Source organism: Methylobacterium sp. E-016 (assembly GCF_022829745.1).
Lineage (GTDB): Bacteria > Pseudomonadota > Alphaproteobacteria > Rhizobiales > Beijerinckiaceae > Methylobacterium.
Genome location: NZ_JAKSYF010000084.1, coordinates 48,124 through 63,392, shown reverse-complemented (window position 1 = coordinate 63,392; position 15,269 = coordinate 48,124). Strand labels below are relative to the sequence as shown.

Annotated in this window: 18 protein-coding genes; 9 read left to right on the top strand and 9 right to left on the bottom strand. The window is 71.6% G+C overall.

Going from position 1 to position 15,269, the window contains the following annotated elements; genetic code table 11:
- The first annotated feature begins 323 nt into the window (after window positions 1-323).
- The 4 genes from MKK68_RS29740 to MKK68_RS11145 all read left to right on the top strand — a co-directional run bounded on the left by MKK68_RS29740 (window position 324) and on the right by MKK68_RS11145 (window position 5,355).
- Window positions 324-1,583, top strand: coding sequence for a glycosyltransferase (locus MKK68_RS29740; RefSeq protein WP_244030295.1), 1,260 nt, complete (start codon window positions 324-326; stop codon window positions 1,581-1,583).
- Window positions 1,583-2,683 carry a glycosyltransferase gene (locus MKK68_RS11155; protein ID WP_244030293.1) on the top strand — a complete coding sequence of 367 codons (1,101 nt, stop codon included), beginning with the start codon at window positions 1,583-1,585 and terminating at the stop codon, window positions 2,681-2,683. Before MKK68_RS29740 ends, MKK68_RS11155 begins: the two co-directional genes overlap by 1 nt.
- Before the next feature lie 262 nt (window positions 2,684-2,945).
- The gene (locus MKK68_RS11150) at window positions 2,946-4,430 is read left to right on the top strand and encodes a GumC family protein (RefSeq protein ID WP_147728333.1); all 1,485 of its coding nucleotides are present in this window, start codon (window positions 2,946-2,948) and stop codon (window positions 4,428-4,430) included.
- Window positions 4,423-5,355, top strand: a complete 933-nt coding sequence (locus MKK68_RS11145; protein ID WP_244030291.1) for a WecB/TagA/CpsF family glycosyltransferase — start codon at window positions 4,423-4,425, stop codon at window positions 5,353-5,355. The genes MKK68_RS11150 and MKK68_RS11145 overlap by 8 nt, the downstream gene beginning before the upstream one ends.
- Before the next feature lie 25 nt (window positions 5,356-5,380).
- Here the strand turns inward: MKK68_RS11145 and MKK68_RS11140 are convergent, their stop codons facing one another.
- The 4 genes from MKK68_RS11140 to MKK68_RS11125 form a co-directional block, all read right to left on the bottom strand.
- Window positions 5,381-5,953, bottom strand: coding sequence for an NUDIX domain-containing protein (locus MKK68_RS11140; protein ID WP_147859373.1), 573 nt, complete (start codon window positions 5,951-5,953; stop codon window positions 5,381-5,383).
- Window positions 5,954-6,008: 55 nt separating this feature from the next.
- On the bottom strand, window positions 6,009-6,284 hold the full coding sequence (locus MKK68_RS11135; protein ID WP_147728331.1) for a sulfurtransferase TusA family protein: 276 nt from the start codon (window positions 6,282-6,284) through the stop codon (window positions 6,009-6,011).
- A 131-nt stretch (window positions 6,285-6,415) separates the two neighbouring features.
- Window positions 6,416-7,786 carry a glutamate--cysteine ligase gene (locus tag MKK68_RS11130; RefSeq protein ID WP_147859372.1) on the bottom strand — a complete coding sequence of 457 codons (1,371 nt, stop codon included), beginning with the start codon at window positions 7,784-7,786 and terminating at the stop codon, window positions 6,416-6,418.
- A gap of 225 nt (window positions 7,787-8,011) precedes the next feature.
- Window positions 8,012-8,764, bottom strand: a complete 753-nt coding sequence (locus MKK68_RS11125; protein ID WP_244030289.1) for a 16S rRNA (uracil(1498)-N(3))-methyltransferase — start codon at window positions 8,762-8,764, stop codon at window positions 8,012-8,014.
- A gap of 294 nt (window positions 8,765-9,058) precedes the next feature.
- Between MKK68_RS11125 and MKK68_RS11120 the strand changes: the two genes are divergently transcribed.
- Both MKK68_RS11120 and ubiA read left to right on the top strand, forming a co-directional pair.
- Window positions 9,059-9,523 carry a hypothetical protein gene (locus MKK68_RS11120; protein ID WP_147725962.1) on the top strand — a complete coding sequence of 155 codons (465 nt, stop codon included), beginning with the start codon at window positions 9,059-9,061 and terminating at the stop codon, window positions 9,521-9,523.
- 52 nt (window positions 9,524-9,575) lie between these two features.
- A complete protein-coding gene (ubiA, locus tag MKK68_RS11115; RefSeq protein ID WP_147725961.1) occupies window positions 9,576-10,526 on the top strand; it encodes a 4-hydroxybenzoate octaprenyltransferase in 951 nt (316 codons plus the stop codon).
- Window positions 10,527-10,530: 4 nt separating this feature from the next.
- Here ubiA and MKK68_RS11110 read toward each other — a convergent pair whose 3' ends face one another.
- Complete coding sequence (locus MKK68_RS11110; protein ID WP_244030286.1) at window positions 10,531-11,055, bottom strand: DUF6101 family protein; 525 nt, start codon at window positions 11,053-11,055, stop codon at window positions 10,531-10,533.
- Window positions 11,056-11,409: 354 nt separating this feature from the next.
- Here MKK68_RS11110 and MKK68_RS11105 point away from each other — a divergent pair, with 354 nt between their 5' ends.
- The gene (locus MKK68_RS11105; protein WP_147725960.1) at window positions 11,410-12,243 is read left to right on the top strand and encodes a 3'(2'),5'-bisphosphate nucleotidase CysQ; all 834 of its coding nucleotides are present in this window, start codon (window positions 11,410-11,412) and stop codon (window positions 12,241-12,243) included.
- 74 nt (window positions 12,244-12,317) lie between these two features.
- On the opposite strand, the gene MKK68_RS11100 is transcribed toward MKK68_RS11105, so the two are convergent.
- Together MKK68_RS11100 and MKK68_RS11095 are read right to left on the bottom strand one after the other, a co-directional pair.
- Window positions 12,318-12,554 carry an AsnC family transcriptional regulator gene (locus MKK68_RS11100; protein ID WP_147725966.1) on the bottom strand — a complete coding sequence of 79 codons (237 nt, stop codon included), beginning with the start codon at window positions 12,552-12,554 and terminating at the stop codon, window positions 12,318-12,320.
- A gap of 187 nt (window positions 12,555-12,741) precedes the next feature.
- Window positions 12,742-12,951, bottom strand: coding sequence for a cold-shock protein (locus MKK68_RS11095; RefSeq protein WP_147725959.1), 210 nt, complete (start codon window positions 12,949-12,951; stop codon window positions 12,742-12,744).
- 292 nt (window positions 12,952-13,243) lie between these two features.
- Here MKK68_RS11095 and MKK68_RS11090 point away from each other — a divergent pair, with 292 nt between their 5' ends.
- Window positions 13,244-13,633, top strand: a complete 390-nt coding sequence (locus MKK68_RS11090) for a hypothetical protein (protein WP_147843063.1) — start codon at window positions 13,244-13,246, stop codon at window positions 13,631-13,633.
- A gap of 7 nt (window positions 13,634-13,640) precedes the next feature.
- On the opposite strand, the gene MKK68_RS11085 is transcribed toward MKK68_RS11090, so the two are convergent.
- Complete coding sequence (locus MKK68_RS11085) at window positions 13,641-13,847, bottom strand: hypothetical protein (protein ID WP_147725957.1); 207 nt, start codon at window positions 13,845-13,847, stop codon at window positions 13,641-13,643.
- Window positions 13,848-13,992: 145 nt separating this feature from the next.
- On the opposite strand from MKK68_RS11085, the gene MKK68_RS11080 reads away from it, so the two are divergent.
- Window positions 13,993-14,571, top strand: a complete 579-nt coding sequence (locus tag MKK68_RS11080) for a type 1 glutamine amidotransferase domain-containing protein (RefSeq protein ID WP_147725956.1) — start codon at window positions 13,993-13,995, stop codon at window positions 14,569-14,571.
- A 78-nt stretch (window positions 14,572-14,649) separates the two neighbouring features.
- Here the strand turns inward: MKK68_RS11080 and MKK68_RS11075 are convergent, their stop codons facing one another.
- Window positions 14,650-14,946 carry a hypothetical protein gene (locus MKK68_RS11075; protein WP_244030284.1) on the bottom strand — a complete coding sequence of 99 codons (297 nt, stop codon included), beginning with the start codon at window positions 14,944-14,946 and terminating at the stop codon, window positions 14,650-14,652.
- Between the last annotated feature and the right edge of the window lie 323 nt (window positions 14,947-15,269).

The window sequence follows — 15,269 nt, the reverse complement described above, 5'->3', positions numbered from 1 at the left end:
GTCCCGTCCTGCGGCACAGCAGGCGAAGGAGTGCCGCAACTGATTCAAGTCCCACCGCGCCTTCCGCTCCGCCCTCTGCAGGGGAGGCTGGGCATCGCGTCAGCGGGGGTCGGGAGAGGGGGGCGCCGTCTCCGACACCGTCGCGCCGCTCCCCCCCCCTGCTCCGCAGGGTACCCCCCCCCGCCAAGGGGGGGGGGAAGAGTGGTGCCGCTTCCCTCTCGATCGCCTCGCTCACCGGCACGGGGCATGCCGGCGGTGCCGGGATCGCGCATCGGCGCATCGGCGAGGCGCTGCGGCTCGCCGGGCACCGCGTCGCGGAGTTCGTGCTCGCGGACGAATCGCCGCCCGCCGCGGCGGAATGGACCGATGCGTTTCCCGTCGCCGAAGCCGCGATCCGTGCCGGCGACCACGACCTCGTGCTCGCCGGAAACCTGCACGGCGCCACCCGGAGCCTCGCCATCGCCGGGCGCCTCGCTGCCGAGCGGCCCGTCGCGCTCGTCCTGCACGACCTGTTCCCGCTGACCGGCCGCTGCGCCCACCCCCGCGGCTGTGCCCGGATCGAGACCATCGGCTGCGACGCCGCCTGCCCGACGCCGGACGAGTATCCGCAGCTCGGCCGGCATCGCATCGCCGGCGCGCAGGACGGCAAGCGTGCGGTGCTCGCCCGGCGGGACGGTCCGATCCTGCTCGCCAACTCGGCCTGGACGGCGTCGCGCGCCCTGGCGCTCGCGCCGCCGGGCGCCGTGGTCGCGCCCCTGGCGCTGGCCTTTCCGACGAGCGTCTTCCGGCCCCGCGATCGTTCGTCCCTGCGCCGCAGACTCGGGCTTCCCGCCGACGACCTGCTGATCCTGGTCTCGGCGGTGGTGCTCGACGGACCGGACAAGAACGTCGGCGATCTCGCGGATGCCCTGCGCCGCGTCGCCGGTCCCGGCGTCGGCTTCGTCGCGATCGGCCGGCTCGACCATCCCGCGCGCCTCGCCCTGCCGAACCTGTTCGCGCCCGGGCTGATCGCCGACGAGGCGCACCTGGCCGCCTGGTACGGCGCCTGCGACCTGCACGTCACGGCGAGCCGGCTCGAGACGCTGGGGCAGACGCCGATCGAGGCCGGCCTGTGCGGAACGCCGACGCTGGCCTATCGCACCGCCGGCCTGACCAGCTCGGTGATCGACGGCGTCTCCGGGCGGCTCGTCCCGGTCGAGCCCGGCGCACTGGGCGATGCCCTCGTCGAGCTCGTCGCCGATCGCCAGGCGCTCGCCCGGCTCGGCGCCTTCGCACGGATCGCCTTGGAAAGCCGGTTCGGCCCGGCTTCCTGCGCGATTTCGCTCGACCGGGTGTTTCGCGAGCGCGGCCTGCTGCCGCCGGACGGGGGCCGCCTGCGCTTCGCGCCGGCGCTGCTCGGCCATTTCCCGTTCGCCGCGATCCCGGCTGCGGCCGCCACCGGCCTCGTCGCCGCGCCGTCCAACCCGCTCGTCCGCGGGCTGCGCCGCGCCAAGCAGCGCCTGCTCGGGCGCCGCCTGCCGCCCTGGGCGCGGCGCGGCCTGTACTGGGCCGTCCGGCTTCGATCGCTCGGCGGAGCCCGGTGATGCGCGGCCCGATCTACCTCGACCAGACCCATGTCCGCGGCCACATCACCGGCATCGAGCGGGTGGCGCTCGACCAGTTCACGCCGGCGATGCTCGGCGGCGCGGTCCGGCCCCTGCGCAGCCGCAGCATCCCGGGGATGATCCTCGCGCAGCAGCTCGGCCTGCCGCTTCACGCGGCGCGGGAGCCCGAGGCGCAGTTCGTGATGGCCGGCTTTCCCCCCGGCCCGCTGATGGCGCCGTTCGCGGAGCGCTGCATCCTCTGCGTCTACGACACCTTCCTCCTCGACCGGCCGGAGGATCTCGCCTGGAAGAGCCGGCTCTACATGGCGCCGGCGTTCCGCTACGCGATGCGCTGGGGTCGGCGCTTCCTGGTGATCTCGCGCAAGACCGGCGCGGATTTGCGCCGTCACTGCGCCGACGACGCCCTCGTCGCCCTGCTGCGGCCGGCGGTGCGCGACGTGTTCGGCCTCGACGGGCTCCCCGGCCCCGCCGCCTATCGGCCCGAGGCGCCGCTGCGCATGCTGGCGATCGGCACGATCGAGCCGCGCAAGGATTACCCGGCGGCGATCGCGCTCGCGGCGGCGTTGAACCGCGCCGGCGTGCCGGCCGAGCTGCACATCGTCGGCCGCCTCGGCTGGGGCCGGCACGCCTTCCTCGACGATCCGCCGCCCTTCCTCACCTGGCACGGCTATGTCGGCGACGATGCGCTGCGCACCCTCGCCGCCAGCGCCCACCTTCTGCTCTCGACTTCCAAGGCCGAAGGCCTCGGCCTGCCCCTGCTCGAGATCCAGCATGGCGGCCTGCCGGTGGTCGCCCCCGACGACGCGGTGTTCCGCGAGGTGCTCGGCGAATCCGGCCTGTTCCTCCGCCCGGGCGATCCCGAGGGCGCCGCCTCGGCGCTGATCCAGGCCGTCCGGTCCGGCCGCTTGGCGGAAGCCGCGGCCGACGCGCGGGCAAACGTCGCACGATGGAATCGCTTGGCCGCGCGCGACGCGGAGGCGTTCCGCGGCTACCTCGCCGAGGGCGTGTCGGCCTACGGGCCAGACAACCTCGTCGCGCCCGATGGGGTCGCGCCCGATCCGGTTATCCCCAAGCGGTGAGGCGGACTACGTATTGAACGTCGCGCCGGCGGATCGTTAAGCATGCCACGCTGTCTCGTCTTGAAGAGACGCTGTTCGCCCCCGTTTCCAAGGCATTGGGAAAGATTTTGCGGCAACCAGAGAGCGCAACCTGCGGTCCGCAGATTGCGGAGACGTCATCGAACACCGCCATCGCCGGGCGCTTCCGGTTCAAGGTGGCACGGGAACGCTCCGAAACGGGATCGTTCCTGGAAACCGTCGGGCAGGTGAGGGACAGAGACCGATGTTCGATTTCTCGACCCCCGTCCGCGGCGAGCCCGTGGAGGTGACGCTGCCGCCGCGCTTCTCCGATCGGGCCGACCCGGGCACGATCCTCCGCCGCCTGTGGCGCGGAGCGAGCTTCATCGTGCTGGGCGGCCTGTTCATGGTCGCCGCCGCCGTCGCGCTGCTCGGGCTGCTGACCCCGGTCTACACTTCCAGCATCCAGATCCTGGTCGATCCCTCCGATCTCCGCGTCGTCGACAACGACGTCAGCGCCCGCACGCCTCAGGCCGACAGCGGCGTGTCGCTCGCCGAGAGCCAGACCAAGGTGATCCAGTCGGACAACGTCCTGCGGCGCACGGTCGAGAAGCTCGACCTCGATCGCGACGACGAGTTCGCCAAGCCCGAGTCCGACAACCCGACGATCGTCTGGCTGCGCACGGCGCTCGGCATGCTGCCGCCGCCCGGCAGCCGCGACCCGGTCAACGTCGCCGTCGACACCCTGCAGACCAAGCTGACCGTGCGCCGGGCCGAGCGCACCTTCGTGATCGACGTGCTGGTGCAGTCGCGCGATCCGGAGAAGGCGGCAAAGATCGCCAACGCCATCGGCGACGCCTACTTCGCCGAGGAGGCCAGCGCCCGCACCGAGGCCGCTCGCCGCGCCTCGGACGCCCTCAACGGCCGCCTGTCGAGCCTGCGCCGCGACGTCGAGCTCGCCGAGGGCAAGCTCCTGAAGTACCGCGAGGACAACAACCTCGTCGCGTCGAGCGGTCGCCTGCTGACCGACCAGCAGCTCGGCGACCTCAACCAGCAGCTCGTTACGGCCCAGATCAAGACCGCGGAATCGCGCTCGCGCCTCGAGCAGGCGCGCAAGATGAAGGCCGGCGACGCCAGCACGGCGCTGCCGGAGATGCTGCAATCGCTCGAGATGCAGGCGCTCCGCCAGCAATACGCGACGCTCTCGCGCAACACCGCCGAGCTTGCGACCCGCCTCGGCGAGCGCCACCCGGCGATGGCCGAGCAGTACGCCCAGCAGCGCGACCTCCAGCGCCTGATCCAGCGCGAGAAGGAGCGGATCATCGAGACGACGCAGAAGGACTACGATCGCGCGGCGGCGAGCGAAACGGCGATCCGCAAGAGCCTCGACCGGGCCAAGGCCGAGACCGTCACCAGCGATCGCGCCAATGTCGGCCTGCGCGAGCTGGAGCGGACGCTTGAATCCCGCCGCGGCGTGTACGAGACCTATCTCCGCCGTTCGCGCGAGGCGAGCGAGCAGGAGCGCCTGAACAGCATCAACGTCCGCATCATCTCGCCGGCGGTCCCCGCCCGCACCCGGACCTGGCCGCCCTCGCCCAAGGTGGTGCTGCCGCTGGCCCTGCTCGTCGGGATGATGCTGGGCGTGGCCATCGCGCTGTCGCTCGGCGCCGCCCGCGACCGTCGCAACGACCGCAACGAGCGCCGCGCCGCGACCGTGCCGCCCCGGAGCTTCCGAGCTGCCGATGCTTGAGGCGGGACAGGCGCAGGCCGAGGAGGACGGCGCGGTGAAGGTCGCCGGCTTCGCCATTCACCCCGCGATGCCGCGGCCCCGGGCCGTCCGCGGGACGAGCCCTCGCCTCGAACCCGGCCATGCGGCCGGCGCCACGCCGGAAACTCCCATGGATCGCCGCAGCGAGGCCGGCAGCGCCTGGCGCGTGCGGATGTTCGGCCACGACTTCGCCGCCGGTCCCGCAGCTGGGATCCTCGCCGCCTCGGCGATGCAGCCGTCGGCCGGGCCGCGCCTCGTCGTCACCGCCAACATCGACCACATCGTCCTGCTCTCGGAGAACGCCGCCTTCCGGCAGGCCTATGCCGGCGCCGTCGCGCGGACGCTGGACGGCACGCCGCTGGTCTGGCTCGCGCGGCTGCGCGGCCAGCCGGCCGCCCGCGTCACCGGGCACGACCTCCTCGCGCACGCGCTGTTCGCCCGGCCGGTCGAAGGCCGCCGCGTCTTCCTCGTCTGCTCGCGGGACGCGGTCGCCGAGGCGATCCGCGACCGGCTCAAGCGGTCCGGCTATGACGCGGATGCCGTCGCGACCTGCGTGCCGCCCTTCGGCTTCGACGACGACGCGGAGTACGGCCGCGCGCTGTCGGCCCGCATCCGCGAGCACGGCACCACCCTGCTGGTCATGGGCGTCGGCGCGCCGCGCTCGGAGGTCTGGGTGACGCGCCAAGGTGCGGCCCTCGGCACGCCGCTCGTGCTGGCGGTGGGCGAGGCGGTCAACGTCGCCGCCGGGCTGGTGCCGCGAGCGCCGGTGATGCTGCAGCGTGCCGGGCTCGAATGGGCGTTCCGGTTCGCCTTCGCGCCGCGACGGCTGTTCCGGCGCTACTTCGTGCGGTCGTGGCGCTTCCTCGCGCTCCTGCGCGGCGAGATCGGGAGCCGGGACGCGGCCTGACGCGCCGCTTCGCGGCTCCGCGGGTTCAGGCGGACGCGAACAGGTGCGGGTGCCGCAGGCGCAGCGCGAAGACCAGGGTCAGCGTCTTCATGTCCGCGATCTCGCCGGCGTCGCTGCGGCGGGCGAGGTCGTCGAGCGCCACCTCGTGGACGGTGATCGCCTCGTTCTCCTCAACCAGCCCGCCGCCCGGTCCCGACCGGTCGGCCGCGCCGAAGGGGGCGAGGAACAGGTCCATCCGCTCGGTCGAGATGCCCGGCGCGGTCCAGGCGCTGACCACCCGCTCGAGCACGTTCAGGTCGACGCCGGTCTCCTCGTAGGCTTCGCGGCGGGCGCCGTCCTCCGGGTCGCCCTCGTCGAGGATGCCCGCCGGGGTCTCGAGCATGTCCAGCGGGCCCTCGGCGAAGAACACCGGGGCGCGGAACTGCGAGACCAGGAGCGCGACGCGGCGCGTCGGATCGTAGGGCAGCACCGCCACCGCGCGACCGTGATCCTCGATCTCGCGGGTGATGCGGGTGCCGTCCGGCATCGTCACCTCGGCGACGAGGAACCGGGCCCAGCCGTCATGAACGAGGCGTGTCCCGCGGATGATGGGTACCATGCCTGTGGATCTTCCTACCCGAGTCGCGTCGAGGCCGTTCTAGGCAGGCGATCGTTCAGGAATGAGGCGGCTTCGCGGAGTCTCCGGGGCAGGTGCCGGGGCCGCGGCGGATCGAGAACCGGGTCGCCGTGCCGATCCGGTCCCAGGCTTCGACGGTGTCGCCCTCCTCGCGCACGAGGTTCGGGATGTCGAGGCAGGCCAGCGGATCGGTGCAGGTCACCCGCAGCAGCGTGCCCGGCGGCAGGCGGCGCAGCGCCTTGCGCGTCCGCAGCACCGGAAGCGGGCACTTGAGGCCGGCGAGATCGAGGTCGATCGGTGGTGCGTCCGGCATGCGAGAACCCCGGCGACGGGGCCGCCGTCGCCGGGGTCGATAGACCGGATCGATGCGGCTTGTCAGCCGGGCGAAGCGGCCGGCCGTGACCGTGGCGCGTGGCGAGGAAGCGGTGCGGGTCGCCCGCCCGATTACGGGAACCGGCAATGGGTGAAGGCGGGGTCGACCGAGCGCTTCCACGGTCCCTCGTAGTCGGCGAGGCGGTCCTCGGCATGCGAACGCCCGGCCGCCACGATCGCCTCCAGCGGCTGCAGGTAGATCGTCTCGTCCCGTCCCGAGCCGTCGCGGCGGGCACGCGCCTTGAGGCCGGCCCGCGCGATGGCGAGCGCCTCGGCCGCGACCGCGCCCAGGCTGCGCCGCGCGACCGGCGTCGCGAGGCCCAGGCGCGGGACGGTGGCGCGCAGGGCCTCCCGGTCGGTCGCGCTCCAGCCCGAGACGAGGTCGAGAGCGGCATCGAGCGACGCCTCGTCGTAGAGCAGGCCGACCCAGAACGCGGCCTGCGCCGCGATCATGCCGGCATCGCCGACGTCGGCGCCGCGCATCTCGAGGAAGCGCTTGAGCCGAACCTCGGGAAAGGCGGTGGAGGCGTGGTTGGCCCAGTCGGAGACCGTGGCGTACTCGCCCGGCAACTGGGCGAGCTTGCCGGCCATCAGGTCGCGGAACGAGGCGCCCGAGACGTCGTGGTAGGTGTCGCCGCGCTTGACGAAGTACATCGGCATGTCGAGCAGCCAGTCGACGTAGCCCTCGTAGCCGAAGCCTGCGTCGAAGGCGAAGCCGAGCATCCCGGTGCGGTCGGCGTCGGTGTCGCGCCAGATCTCGGAGCGTCGCGACAGGAAGCCGTTCGGCCGCCCGTCGGTGAAGGGCGAGTTGGCGAACAGGGCGGTCGCGACCGGCTGCAGCGCGAGCGAGGCGCGGAGCTTCCGCGTCATGTCGCTTTCCGACGCGAAGTCGACGTTGACCTGCACGGTGGCGGTGCGCAGCATCATGTCGAGGCCGAGCGATCCGACCTTCGGCATGTAGCCGGCCATGATCTTGTAGCGGCTCTTGGGCATCACCGGCGTCTCGGCCCGCGACCATTTCGGGCTCATGGCGAGGTCGAGGAAGCCGATGCCGAGGCCGTCCGCCACGCGCTTCGTCGCGGCCAGGTGCTCGTCGAGTTCGCGGGCGGTGGCGTGCACGTCGGCGACCGGCGCGCCCGAGAGTTCGAACTGCCCGCCGGGCTCGATCGAGATCGCGCCGCCTTCCGCAGCCGACAGGCCGATGACGTGGCCGGCATCGAGGATCGGCTCCCAGCCGGTCTCGCGGCCGACGCCTTCCAGCAGGGCGCGGATGCCGCGCTCGCCTTCATACGGCACCGGTTCGCGCGTCTCGACGTAGAAGGGAATCTTCTCGTGCTCGGTGCCGATCGCGAAGCTCTCGCGCGGCTTCTCGCCGGCCGCGAACCAGTCGATCAGTTCGACACGCGTGGTGAGCGGTGTCGTGTCGGACGTATCGCGCGCCATGCGCTGCCTCGCCGTGAAATCATGGGCTGAACTCGGGAAGCGCGCCGGCCGTCTGGAAAAGAGCGATGCGGTCGTGCCCCGTCGCCGGGATGGGTCGTCCATAATCCAGGGCGCCGGACCCGACAACGCGACCTTGAGCGCCCCTGCCCCGCTTCGACCGGCAATCGTCGGGCGTCGGAGGCGCCGCGCGCGGTCGATGTGCGCGGGCGCACGCCGACCGGGCTATCATCGCGCGTCGCCGAGTACGGCCTGGACCAGGGCGAGCGCCGCGACCGCGGCGGTGTCGGCCCGGAGGATGCGGGGCCCGAGGGAGAGCGCCACGGAGTTGGGCCGCGCCAGGATCGCCGCGCGCTCCTCCGGCGCGAACCCGCCCTCCGGGCCGATCAGCACTGCGAGCGGAACGGGGCCCGCCGGATCCGCGGCCCGGCGCAGGGCGGCGACGGGGTCGGCGATCGCGGCGTCCTCGTCGCAGAACACCAGCAGCCGCTCCGGCGCGAGGTCGGCGAGCGCCGCGGGCAGGCGCGCGGCTTCCATCAAGGCCGGCACGGCGAGGATGCCGCACTGCTCGGCCGCCTCGATCATGTTGGCGTGCAGGCGCTCGGTGTTGAGGCGGTCGCCTTGCGTGTAGCGTGTCAGGACCGGCCGGATCGTGCCCGCCCCCATCTCGACCGCCTTCTGGGCGAGGTAGTCGAGCCGCGCGCTCTTCAGGGGCGCGAACAGGTAGTGCAGGTCGGGCGGTGCGGTCTGCGGCCGTACTCGGTCGACGACGGTCAGATGCGCGCTCTTGCGCCCCGACGGCACCAGGTTCGCCCGCCACTCGCCGTCCCGCCCGTTGAACAGCAGCACCGGGTCGTCCGGCTGCCGGCGCAGGACGTTGAGCAGATAGTTCGCCTGCGCCCGGTCCAGGGGAAGGTTCGCGCCCGCGAAGAGGTCGTGCGCCACGTGAAGACGGGGCGCGGTGAAGTCGTAGGCCGCCATCCGGGCTCCGTCGCGTGCGGGATCGCCGCTGTCAACGCCGGAGCGAGGCGGCGCCGATGTTGCCGAAACATCACGGGCGCTGGTTTTCGAAACGTTACCCCGCCATGTCGGAGCCGGCCCGTTTGCGGCTCGATTGACGCCACATTCCTATGGCGAAGCGGAGCCCGGACATTCCGGACCGGCCGTACCGCAGCGCGGCCGACCTCCGGCTCGAAGACGACATCCGTCGACGCTGCGCGCCCTGCCGACGGCGCATCGCCTGCGACCGGGGCGGATCTCCAGGGAGACGAGACCATGCGCTACAAGACCTACGGACTGGCCGCCGCCCTCGTCGCGGGCAGCTTGCTGGCCAGCACGGCCGCCTTCGCTCAGTCCGCCGAATGCGGCGCGATCCAGACGACGCTGCAGACCCGCAAGGATCTCGTCGCCAAGGCGAACGTGGCGTCGAACGGAAAGAAGAAGATGACCCCGCAGGAGGCCTGCGCGCTGTTCGGCAAGCTTCAGTCCAACGGCGTCGAGGGCATGAAGTGGATCGCCGCCAACAAGGAGTGGTGCTCGATCCCCGACTCGTTCGCGGAAGGCTTCAAGGCCGACCACTCGAAGGTGGTGGGCATCCGCACCAAGATCTGCGGCATCGCGGCCCAGGCGACCAAGATGGAGGCTCAGGCCCGCGCTCAGGCCCAGAACGGCGGCGGCGGCGGCCTCCTCGGCGGCCCCGGCCTGACCGGCCAGTTCAAGATGCCGCAGGGCGCGCTCTGAGGCGGATGCGACCCGCCTCCCACCCGTTCCTCATCCCGTCCGGGCCCCGGTCGTGAATGCCGCGAAGGCGGTGGAATCCCGCGTCGCCGACGCGGTGACCGGCCATTGGGTCGACCGGCTCGCCCCGCGGGCCGCCCGGCCTTACCTGCGCCTCGCCCGCATCGACCGGCCGATCGGCTGGTGGCTGCTGCTGCTGCCGTGCTGGTGGTCGACGGCGCTGGCCGCCACCCGCGCCGGCCTGCCCTGGCCCGATCCGCGCCACCTGCTGCTGTTCCTCGTCGGCGCGGTGGCGATGCGCGGGGCCGGCTCGACCTACAACGACATCGCCGATCGCGACCTCGACGCGCAGGTCGAGCGCACGCGCTCGCGGCCCCTGCCCTCGGGGCAGGTCGGCACGCGCGCCGCCGCCATCTTCCTCGCCGCCCAGGCGCTGGTCGGCTTCCTCGTCCTGATGCAGTTCGATGCGTTCGCCATCGGCGTCGGGCTGTGCTCGCTGATCCCCGTGGCGATCTACCCGTTCATGAAGCGGGTGATGTCGATGCCGCAGCTGGTGCTCGGCCTCGCCTTCTCCTGGGGGGCGCTGATGGGCTGGGCCGCCCTGCTCGATCAGCTCGCCGCACCGGCCTGGCTGCTCTACGCCGGCACGATCGCCTGGGTGGTCGGCTACGACACGATCTACGCGGTGCAGGACATCGAGGACGACGAGATCGCCGGCATCCGCTCGTCGGCGCGGTTCTTCGGCGGCCGGCTTCGGGTCGCCGTCGGGGCCTGCTACGGGGCGGCCGTGCTGCTGATCGGCGCGGCGGCCTACGGGGCCGGGGCGGGACTGCTCGGTTTCCTGGGCGTCGCCGCGTTCGCGAGCCATCTCGGCCGGCAGGTCTGGCGGCTCAAGGCGCGGGACGGGCGGGAGGCGCTGGCCCTGTTCCGCTCGAATCGCGGGGCCGGGCTCATCCTGTTCGCGGGGCTCGCCGCCGATACGATCAACCAGGGCTGGCCGGGCTGAGCGCTCACGAGCGGGCGATGATCTCGTTCTCGCCGCGGTGGATCTGCGGGCGGACCGGGAGGCGGCCGGTCTTGCGGCGCACGAGGAAGCGCGGGCGGCGGTCGCCGAGCGAGCCGTGCCGGCGCCGAATGCGGGTCTTGCCGAGCATCAGCCGGCCGACCTGCGCCGACACGGTTGCGAGCACGCCGTCCTCGCGCACGATCATCCGCGGCAAGCCGGTGCGGGCGGCGAGGTCCCGCCAGATCGCGACGACCTCCTCCTCGCAGAACGGCCCGAGACGGGCGACGACGGCGCCGGCGGCGTCGACGAGGCAGAGGTCGAACCGGTCCTCGCCGCAGCTCTCCGCCTCGTCGGTCGCGAAGGTGAGCGCGATGCCGGCGGCCTTGGACGTCGCGGTGGCGGCGCCGAACACCGGCAGCGGCGAGGCGTCGAAGGCGAAGCGCGCCGGCGCGGCGCCGTCGCGATCGAAACGATCGGTCTCGGCAAGATGATCGGTCGGGTTCCGGTCCATGGTGTCGAACGTGTTCATCTGCCCGCCGTCCATTTGCAAGTGGCGACCTGCTCGGGTCGTCCGTTATGCCAAGCAGATTGGCGTCTAACCTCCCCACGGTGCCTTAAGAGTGAGCGTTAAGCGATCGTGGACAGCGCGTTCGCGCTCGGAATGCTCAACGGTTCCTTGCCGCGATCGATGAAAACCGCCGGTTCCGCGCTGCGGCCTCGCGATCCTTGTGGCGCTCCGGGGCAGACCCTACAACGGTGCGGTCGCGCGCTCCGGCGCGCCGCCCCCCTGTCGCGATCGGGACCATCCGCACGTCGCATCGGCGCGCGGGTCGGCGCGAGCCGCGACGCCGATCCCCCCTCCCGTCGCCGGACACGGACCGCCATGACCGATACGATCTCAGCGGACTTCGTGCACGCCCTGATGCCGGACCTGCGCGAGGCGCTTCGCGAGGCGGCGTCCCTCGCCCTGCCCTTCTTCCGCGCCGGCAGCCAGACCTCGGCGAAGATCTGGTCGAAGGCCGGCGGCTCGCCGGTGACGGAAGCCGACGTCGCCGTCGACACCTTCCTAAAGATCCGCCTGAGCCAGATCGTGCCGGCGGCGGCGTGGCTGTCCGAAGAGACGGCCGACGACGCCGTGCGGATCGGTCACGACCTCGTCTGGATCGTCGACCCGATCGACGGGACCCGCGCCTTCCTGTCCGGGCATCGGGACTGGTCGATCGCGGTGGCGCTGCTGAAGGCCGGCGAGCCGGTGATCGGCTTCGTGAACGCGCCGGCGCTCGGGCACGATTACGAGGCGATCCACGGGCGGGGCGCGACGCGCAACGGCGAGCCGATCGGCGCGCGGCAGGGCGTCGCACTGCCGACGGCCCGCGTCACCGGCCCGAAGCCGATGATCGACCGGTTGGGGCGTGGCGTCTCGCGCGATCTGGGGGACGCCACCTTCGAGCGCATCGACCGGATTCCGTCGCTGGCCCTGCGCGTGGCCCGCGTCGCCGAAGGCTCGGTCGATGTCGGGCTGGTCTCCTCGGATGCCCGCGACTGGGATCTCGCGGCGGCCGACCTGATCCTGCGCGAGGCGGGCGGCTCCGTCTGCGACATGTCCGGCGTCGCGACCGTCTACAACCGGACCGATCCGGTGCATGGCGAGCTGGTCGCGCTGCCGAACGACCTGCGCAACGTCGTCGTGTCGGCCTGGGACCGGGGCCGGTCGTGACGATCTCGCGGGCTTGAGCGGGCCCGAAACGAAGAAGAGCCGATCCTGCATCTTGCAGGATCGGCTCGGCGTGGTCAGGCGTGGGCGGCTTCGCGAAGGGCCAGAGCGGCCGGCGCGAGCCCGAGGCGGTCGGCGAGATGCCAGCGCAACTCTCGGGGCGAATGATAATTGTAGGATCGATCGATGAGGTGGGAGAGGTCGAGGGTCGGGGCGTCCGACGTCGCGCTCTGCTTGATGCACCCCACCTTGAAGGTCGCTGAATCCGTGACGGGCGACCGGACGCTACGGCGTCGGGTGTATTCGAACAACATGGTGTGTTTGATTGTCTTCCGATGTGACTGGGTTTGCTCCGCCACGCGGCGGGCCCGGCTCTGTTTCTGTGATGTTGCGATTAAGATTGCGTTTACCTTGACCGTCCGGCGCGGCCGCTCCCGGAGGATGGCAGCGTCGGATGGTTTCGACCGTGTTCACGGCCGCGTGGATGGGAGACCGATGGCCTCAGGCAGCCTGGAGGTTGCCGGCGGCGTCCTTGCCGCTGCGCTTGTCGGTCAGGATCTCGTAAGACACCTTCTGACCCTCGATCAGGTTGCGCATGCCGGCGCGCTCGACGGCGGAGATGTGGACGAACACGTCCTTGCCGCCGTCATCCGGCTGGATGAAGCCGTAGCCCTTGGTCTCGTTGAACCACTTCACGGTACCGGTATTCACGTAGAGAACCTCGTATCGACGATGGGTCGAGCCCTCGCGCTCGTGAAAGCGCGAACGGATCGACTGACTTCTAAGTCTGGTATGGGTGGCAGGGCGTCGGGCAAGGAACCCGTAACCGGCGTCCGTCCCAGGGTTTGGGCCCCCCAAAACCCTATCTAAGGGCTCCCTGCGGCCGCAACAAGGCAGGGATGCAGGTTCTCGGCGTGCCCGGGCAAAAGCGGAGGCCCGGCGGCTGGGATTCTCGTGGGCCCCAGTGCATATAAGGGTTCGCGCTCAGGCTTTTAGGCGATCCATGGCAGGTATCTCGGTTTCGTTGGAAGGGGCCAACATCCAGCTCTCCTTCCAGAAGGACGATCAGGCGACCGCCGTGGTGATGGATGCCCGCGCCGCCCGCGCCCTCGTGCGCGCCGTCGGGCAACTGCTCACCGCCATCGACGAACCTGAGGAGCCCGACATGGCCGAGGAGATGGGCGACGAGGAGATCGCGATGCTCGACGTGACCTCCTCCGCGATCGAGATCGGCACAGACGACCAGGGCCAGGCCGTCGTCGCGCTCCAGGCCGGCGCCCTGCCGCCGTTCCAGCTGCGCCTGACCGACGAAGAGGCCCGTCACGTGGCGACGAGCCTCTCCGAGATCCTCGCGGCCCCGCGCGACGTGCGGGCGTCGCACGGCGGCCACTGAGCCGGTCCTACATCCTGACGCCGGGATCGGTTGGGGCGCCGGGAAACACGTCCGGCTCCGAGCCGGGGCCGCCGGGCTCGTCGATGCCGGGATCGTTCACCGGATAGGGCGTGCGCGGCCCGGTCGGCCCGATATCGGGCATCTCGTCCGGCGGGACGGGCGGCGGAAGGTCCCCGGGGGTCGGTTCGGGGGTCGGAAGGCCGGGATTGGCCATGCGCTGCCTCGTGCAGTTGGGAATGAGCTAGCCAACGGATCGCCTGCGCGAGGGTTCCGCGCATTCCTGGGTTGCCGGATCGTCGGGGAACCGCGGGGAGACATCCCGGTTTGCCGGCCGACGTCATCCATCGGAGCGAACCGCCATGCCCGACATCAAGCAAGCCAAGGTCCTGATCCTCGCCACCGACGGGTTCGAGGAGACCGAGCTCACCGTCCCGCAGGCCAAGCTGCGGCAGGCCGGCGCGACGGTCCACGTCGCGTCGCCGAAATCGCGCGAGAAGCCGGAATCGATCCGTGGCTGGGACAAGACCGATTGGGGCAAGAACGTCGCGGTCGACCTCGACCTCGAGACCGTCGATCCGTCTGCCTACGATGCCCTCGTCCTGCCCGGCGGCCAGATCAACCCGGACAAGCTCCGCCTCGAGCCGAAGGCATTGGAGGTGATCAAGGCCTTCGTGACCTCGGGAAAGGTCGTCGCCGCGATCTGCCACGCGCCGTGGCTGCTGATCGAGGTCGGCGCGGCGAAGGGCCGTGACCTGACCTCGTTCTCCTCGATCCGTACCGACGTGATCAATGCCGGCGCCCGTTGGCACGACCGCGAGGTCGTGACCGACCACGGCATCGTCACCAGCCGCAATCCCAGCGATCTCGATGCGTTCTCGGCGAAGATCATCGAGGAGATCGCCGAAGGGCGGCACGAGCCCCGCTCCCTCGCCGCCTGATCGCGCGACGACACCAGAGAAGGCCGCCTGCCCTCTCGGCGGGCGGCCTTTTCGTCGAATGGAAGCCTCGTTCTCCGCTCAGCGCTTGGCGACGACGGCCTTCTGCGCCTTCGGCTTCAGGCCGGTGGTGCTGGCGATCAGCGCCGAGAGGTGATCCTGGTCGAGGTCCGCGGCCGCCTTCTGCGCCGGCTGGGCGGCGACGCGCTCGGGCTTGCGCGGCTCGATCGACCCGGTGGTCACCGGATCGGGCAGGCTCGCCAGAACCTGAGTGCTCGGCGCCGGATCGCGCTGGACCCGCAGCACCCAATGGGCGGCGGTGGACAGCGCCGCGATCGCCAGGATCGCCTTGACCCCGCTGGTGAGGAACCCCCGCATGATGGTCAAGCCCGACAAAACGCAGTGACACACGACCGGTTCCCCGGCCCATTGCCACTGTTGCCGATGAGCGTGAACGAAATCCGAAGGTCGGCACCGGCTGCCGTCCCGGAACGGGGCGAAACTTGTGTGGGCCATGCGCCGGGTCCGCGGTTCCTGTTCCCCGCGCCTCCGACACGCCTGCAGCACCCCGGCCCACCAGGATTCACAGGAGCGGTCCAGAGAACTGGTCCGGGCCGCCCCGTCACTGCCGACCCCGCGTCCATGCAGGCCCGAGCGGGCTCGCGAAACCTTCAGGCGCATCGGCCGCGGGGACCGCCGAT

What these genes read in the sequence shown, in the direction of transcription:
- MKK68_RS11155 (WP_244030293.1), top strand. Translation starts at nt 1,583, where the DNA reads ATGCGCGGCCCGATCTACCTCGACCAGACCCATGTCCGCGGCCACATC.
- MKK68_RS11150 (WP_147728333.1), top strand. Translation starts at nt 2,946, where the DNA reads ATGTTCGATTTCTCGACCCCCGTCCGCGGCGAGCCCGTGGAGGTGACG.
- MKK68_RS11145 (WP_244030291.1), top strand. Translation starts at nt 4,423, where the DNA reads ATGCTTGAGGCGGGACAGGCGCAGGCCGAGGAGGACGGCGCGGTGAAG.
- MKK68_RS11140 (WP_147859373.1), bottom strand. Translation starts at nt 5,953, where the DNA reads ATGGTACCCATCATCCGCGGGACACGCCTCGTTCATGACGGCTGGGCC.
- MKK68_RS11135 (WP_147728331.1), bottom strand. Translation starts at nt 6,284, where the DNA reads ATGCCGGACGCACCACCGATCGACCTCGATCTCGCCGGCCTCAAGTGC.
- MKK68_RS11130 (WP_147859372.1), bottom strand. Translation starts at nt 7,786, where the DNA reads ATGGCGCGCGATACGTCCGACACGACACCGCTCACCACGCGTGTCGAA.
- MKK68_RS11125 (WP_244030289.1), bottom strand. Translation starts at nt 8,764, where the DNA reads ATGGCGGCCTACGACTTCACCGCGCCCCGTCTTCACGTGGCGCACGAC.
- MKK68_RS11120 (WP_147725962.1), top strand. Translation starts at nt 9,059, where the DNA reads ATGCGCTACAAGACCTACGGACTGGCCGCCGCCCTCGTCGCGGGCAGC.
- MKK68_RS11110 (WP_244030286.1), bottom strand. Translation starts at nt 11,055, where the DNA reads ATGAACACGTTCGACACCATGGACCGGAACCCGACCGATCATCTTGCC.
- MKK68_RS11105 (WP_147725960.1), top strand. Translation starts at nt 11,410, where the DNA reads ATGACCGATACGATCTCAGCGGACTTCGTGCACGCCCTGATGCCGGAC.
- MKK68_RS11100 (WP_147725966.1), bottom strand. Translation starts at nt 12,554, where the DNA reads ATGTTGTTCGAATACACCCGACGCCGTAGCGTCCGGTCGCCCGTCACG.
- MKK68_RS11090 (WP_147843063.1), top strand. Translation starts at nt 13,244, where the DNA reads ATGGCAGGTATCTCGGTTTCGTTGGAAGGGGCCAACATCCAGCTCTCC.
- MKK68_RS11085 (WP_147725957.1), bottom strand. Translation starts at nt 13,847, where the DNA reads ATGGCCAATCCCGGCCTTCCGACCCCCGAACCGACCCCCGGGGACCTT.
- MKK68_RS11080 (WP_147725956.1), top strand. Translation starts at nt 13,993, where the DNA reads ATGCCCGACATCAAGCAAGCCAAGGTCCTGATCCTCGCCACCGACGGG.
- MKK68_RS11075 (WP_244030284.1), bottom strand. Translation starts at nt 14,946, where the DNA reads ATGCGGGGGTTCCTCACCAGCGGGGTCAAGGCGATCCTGGCGATCGCG.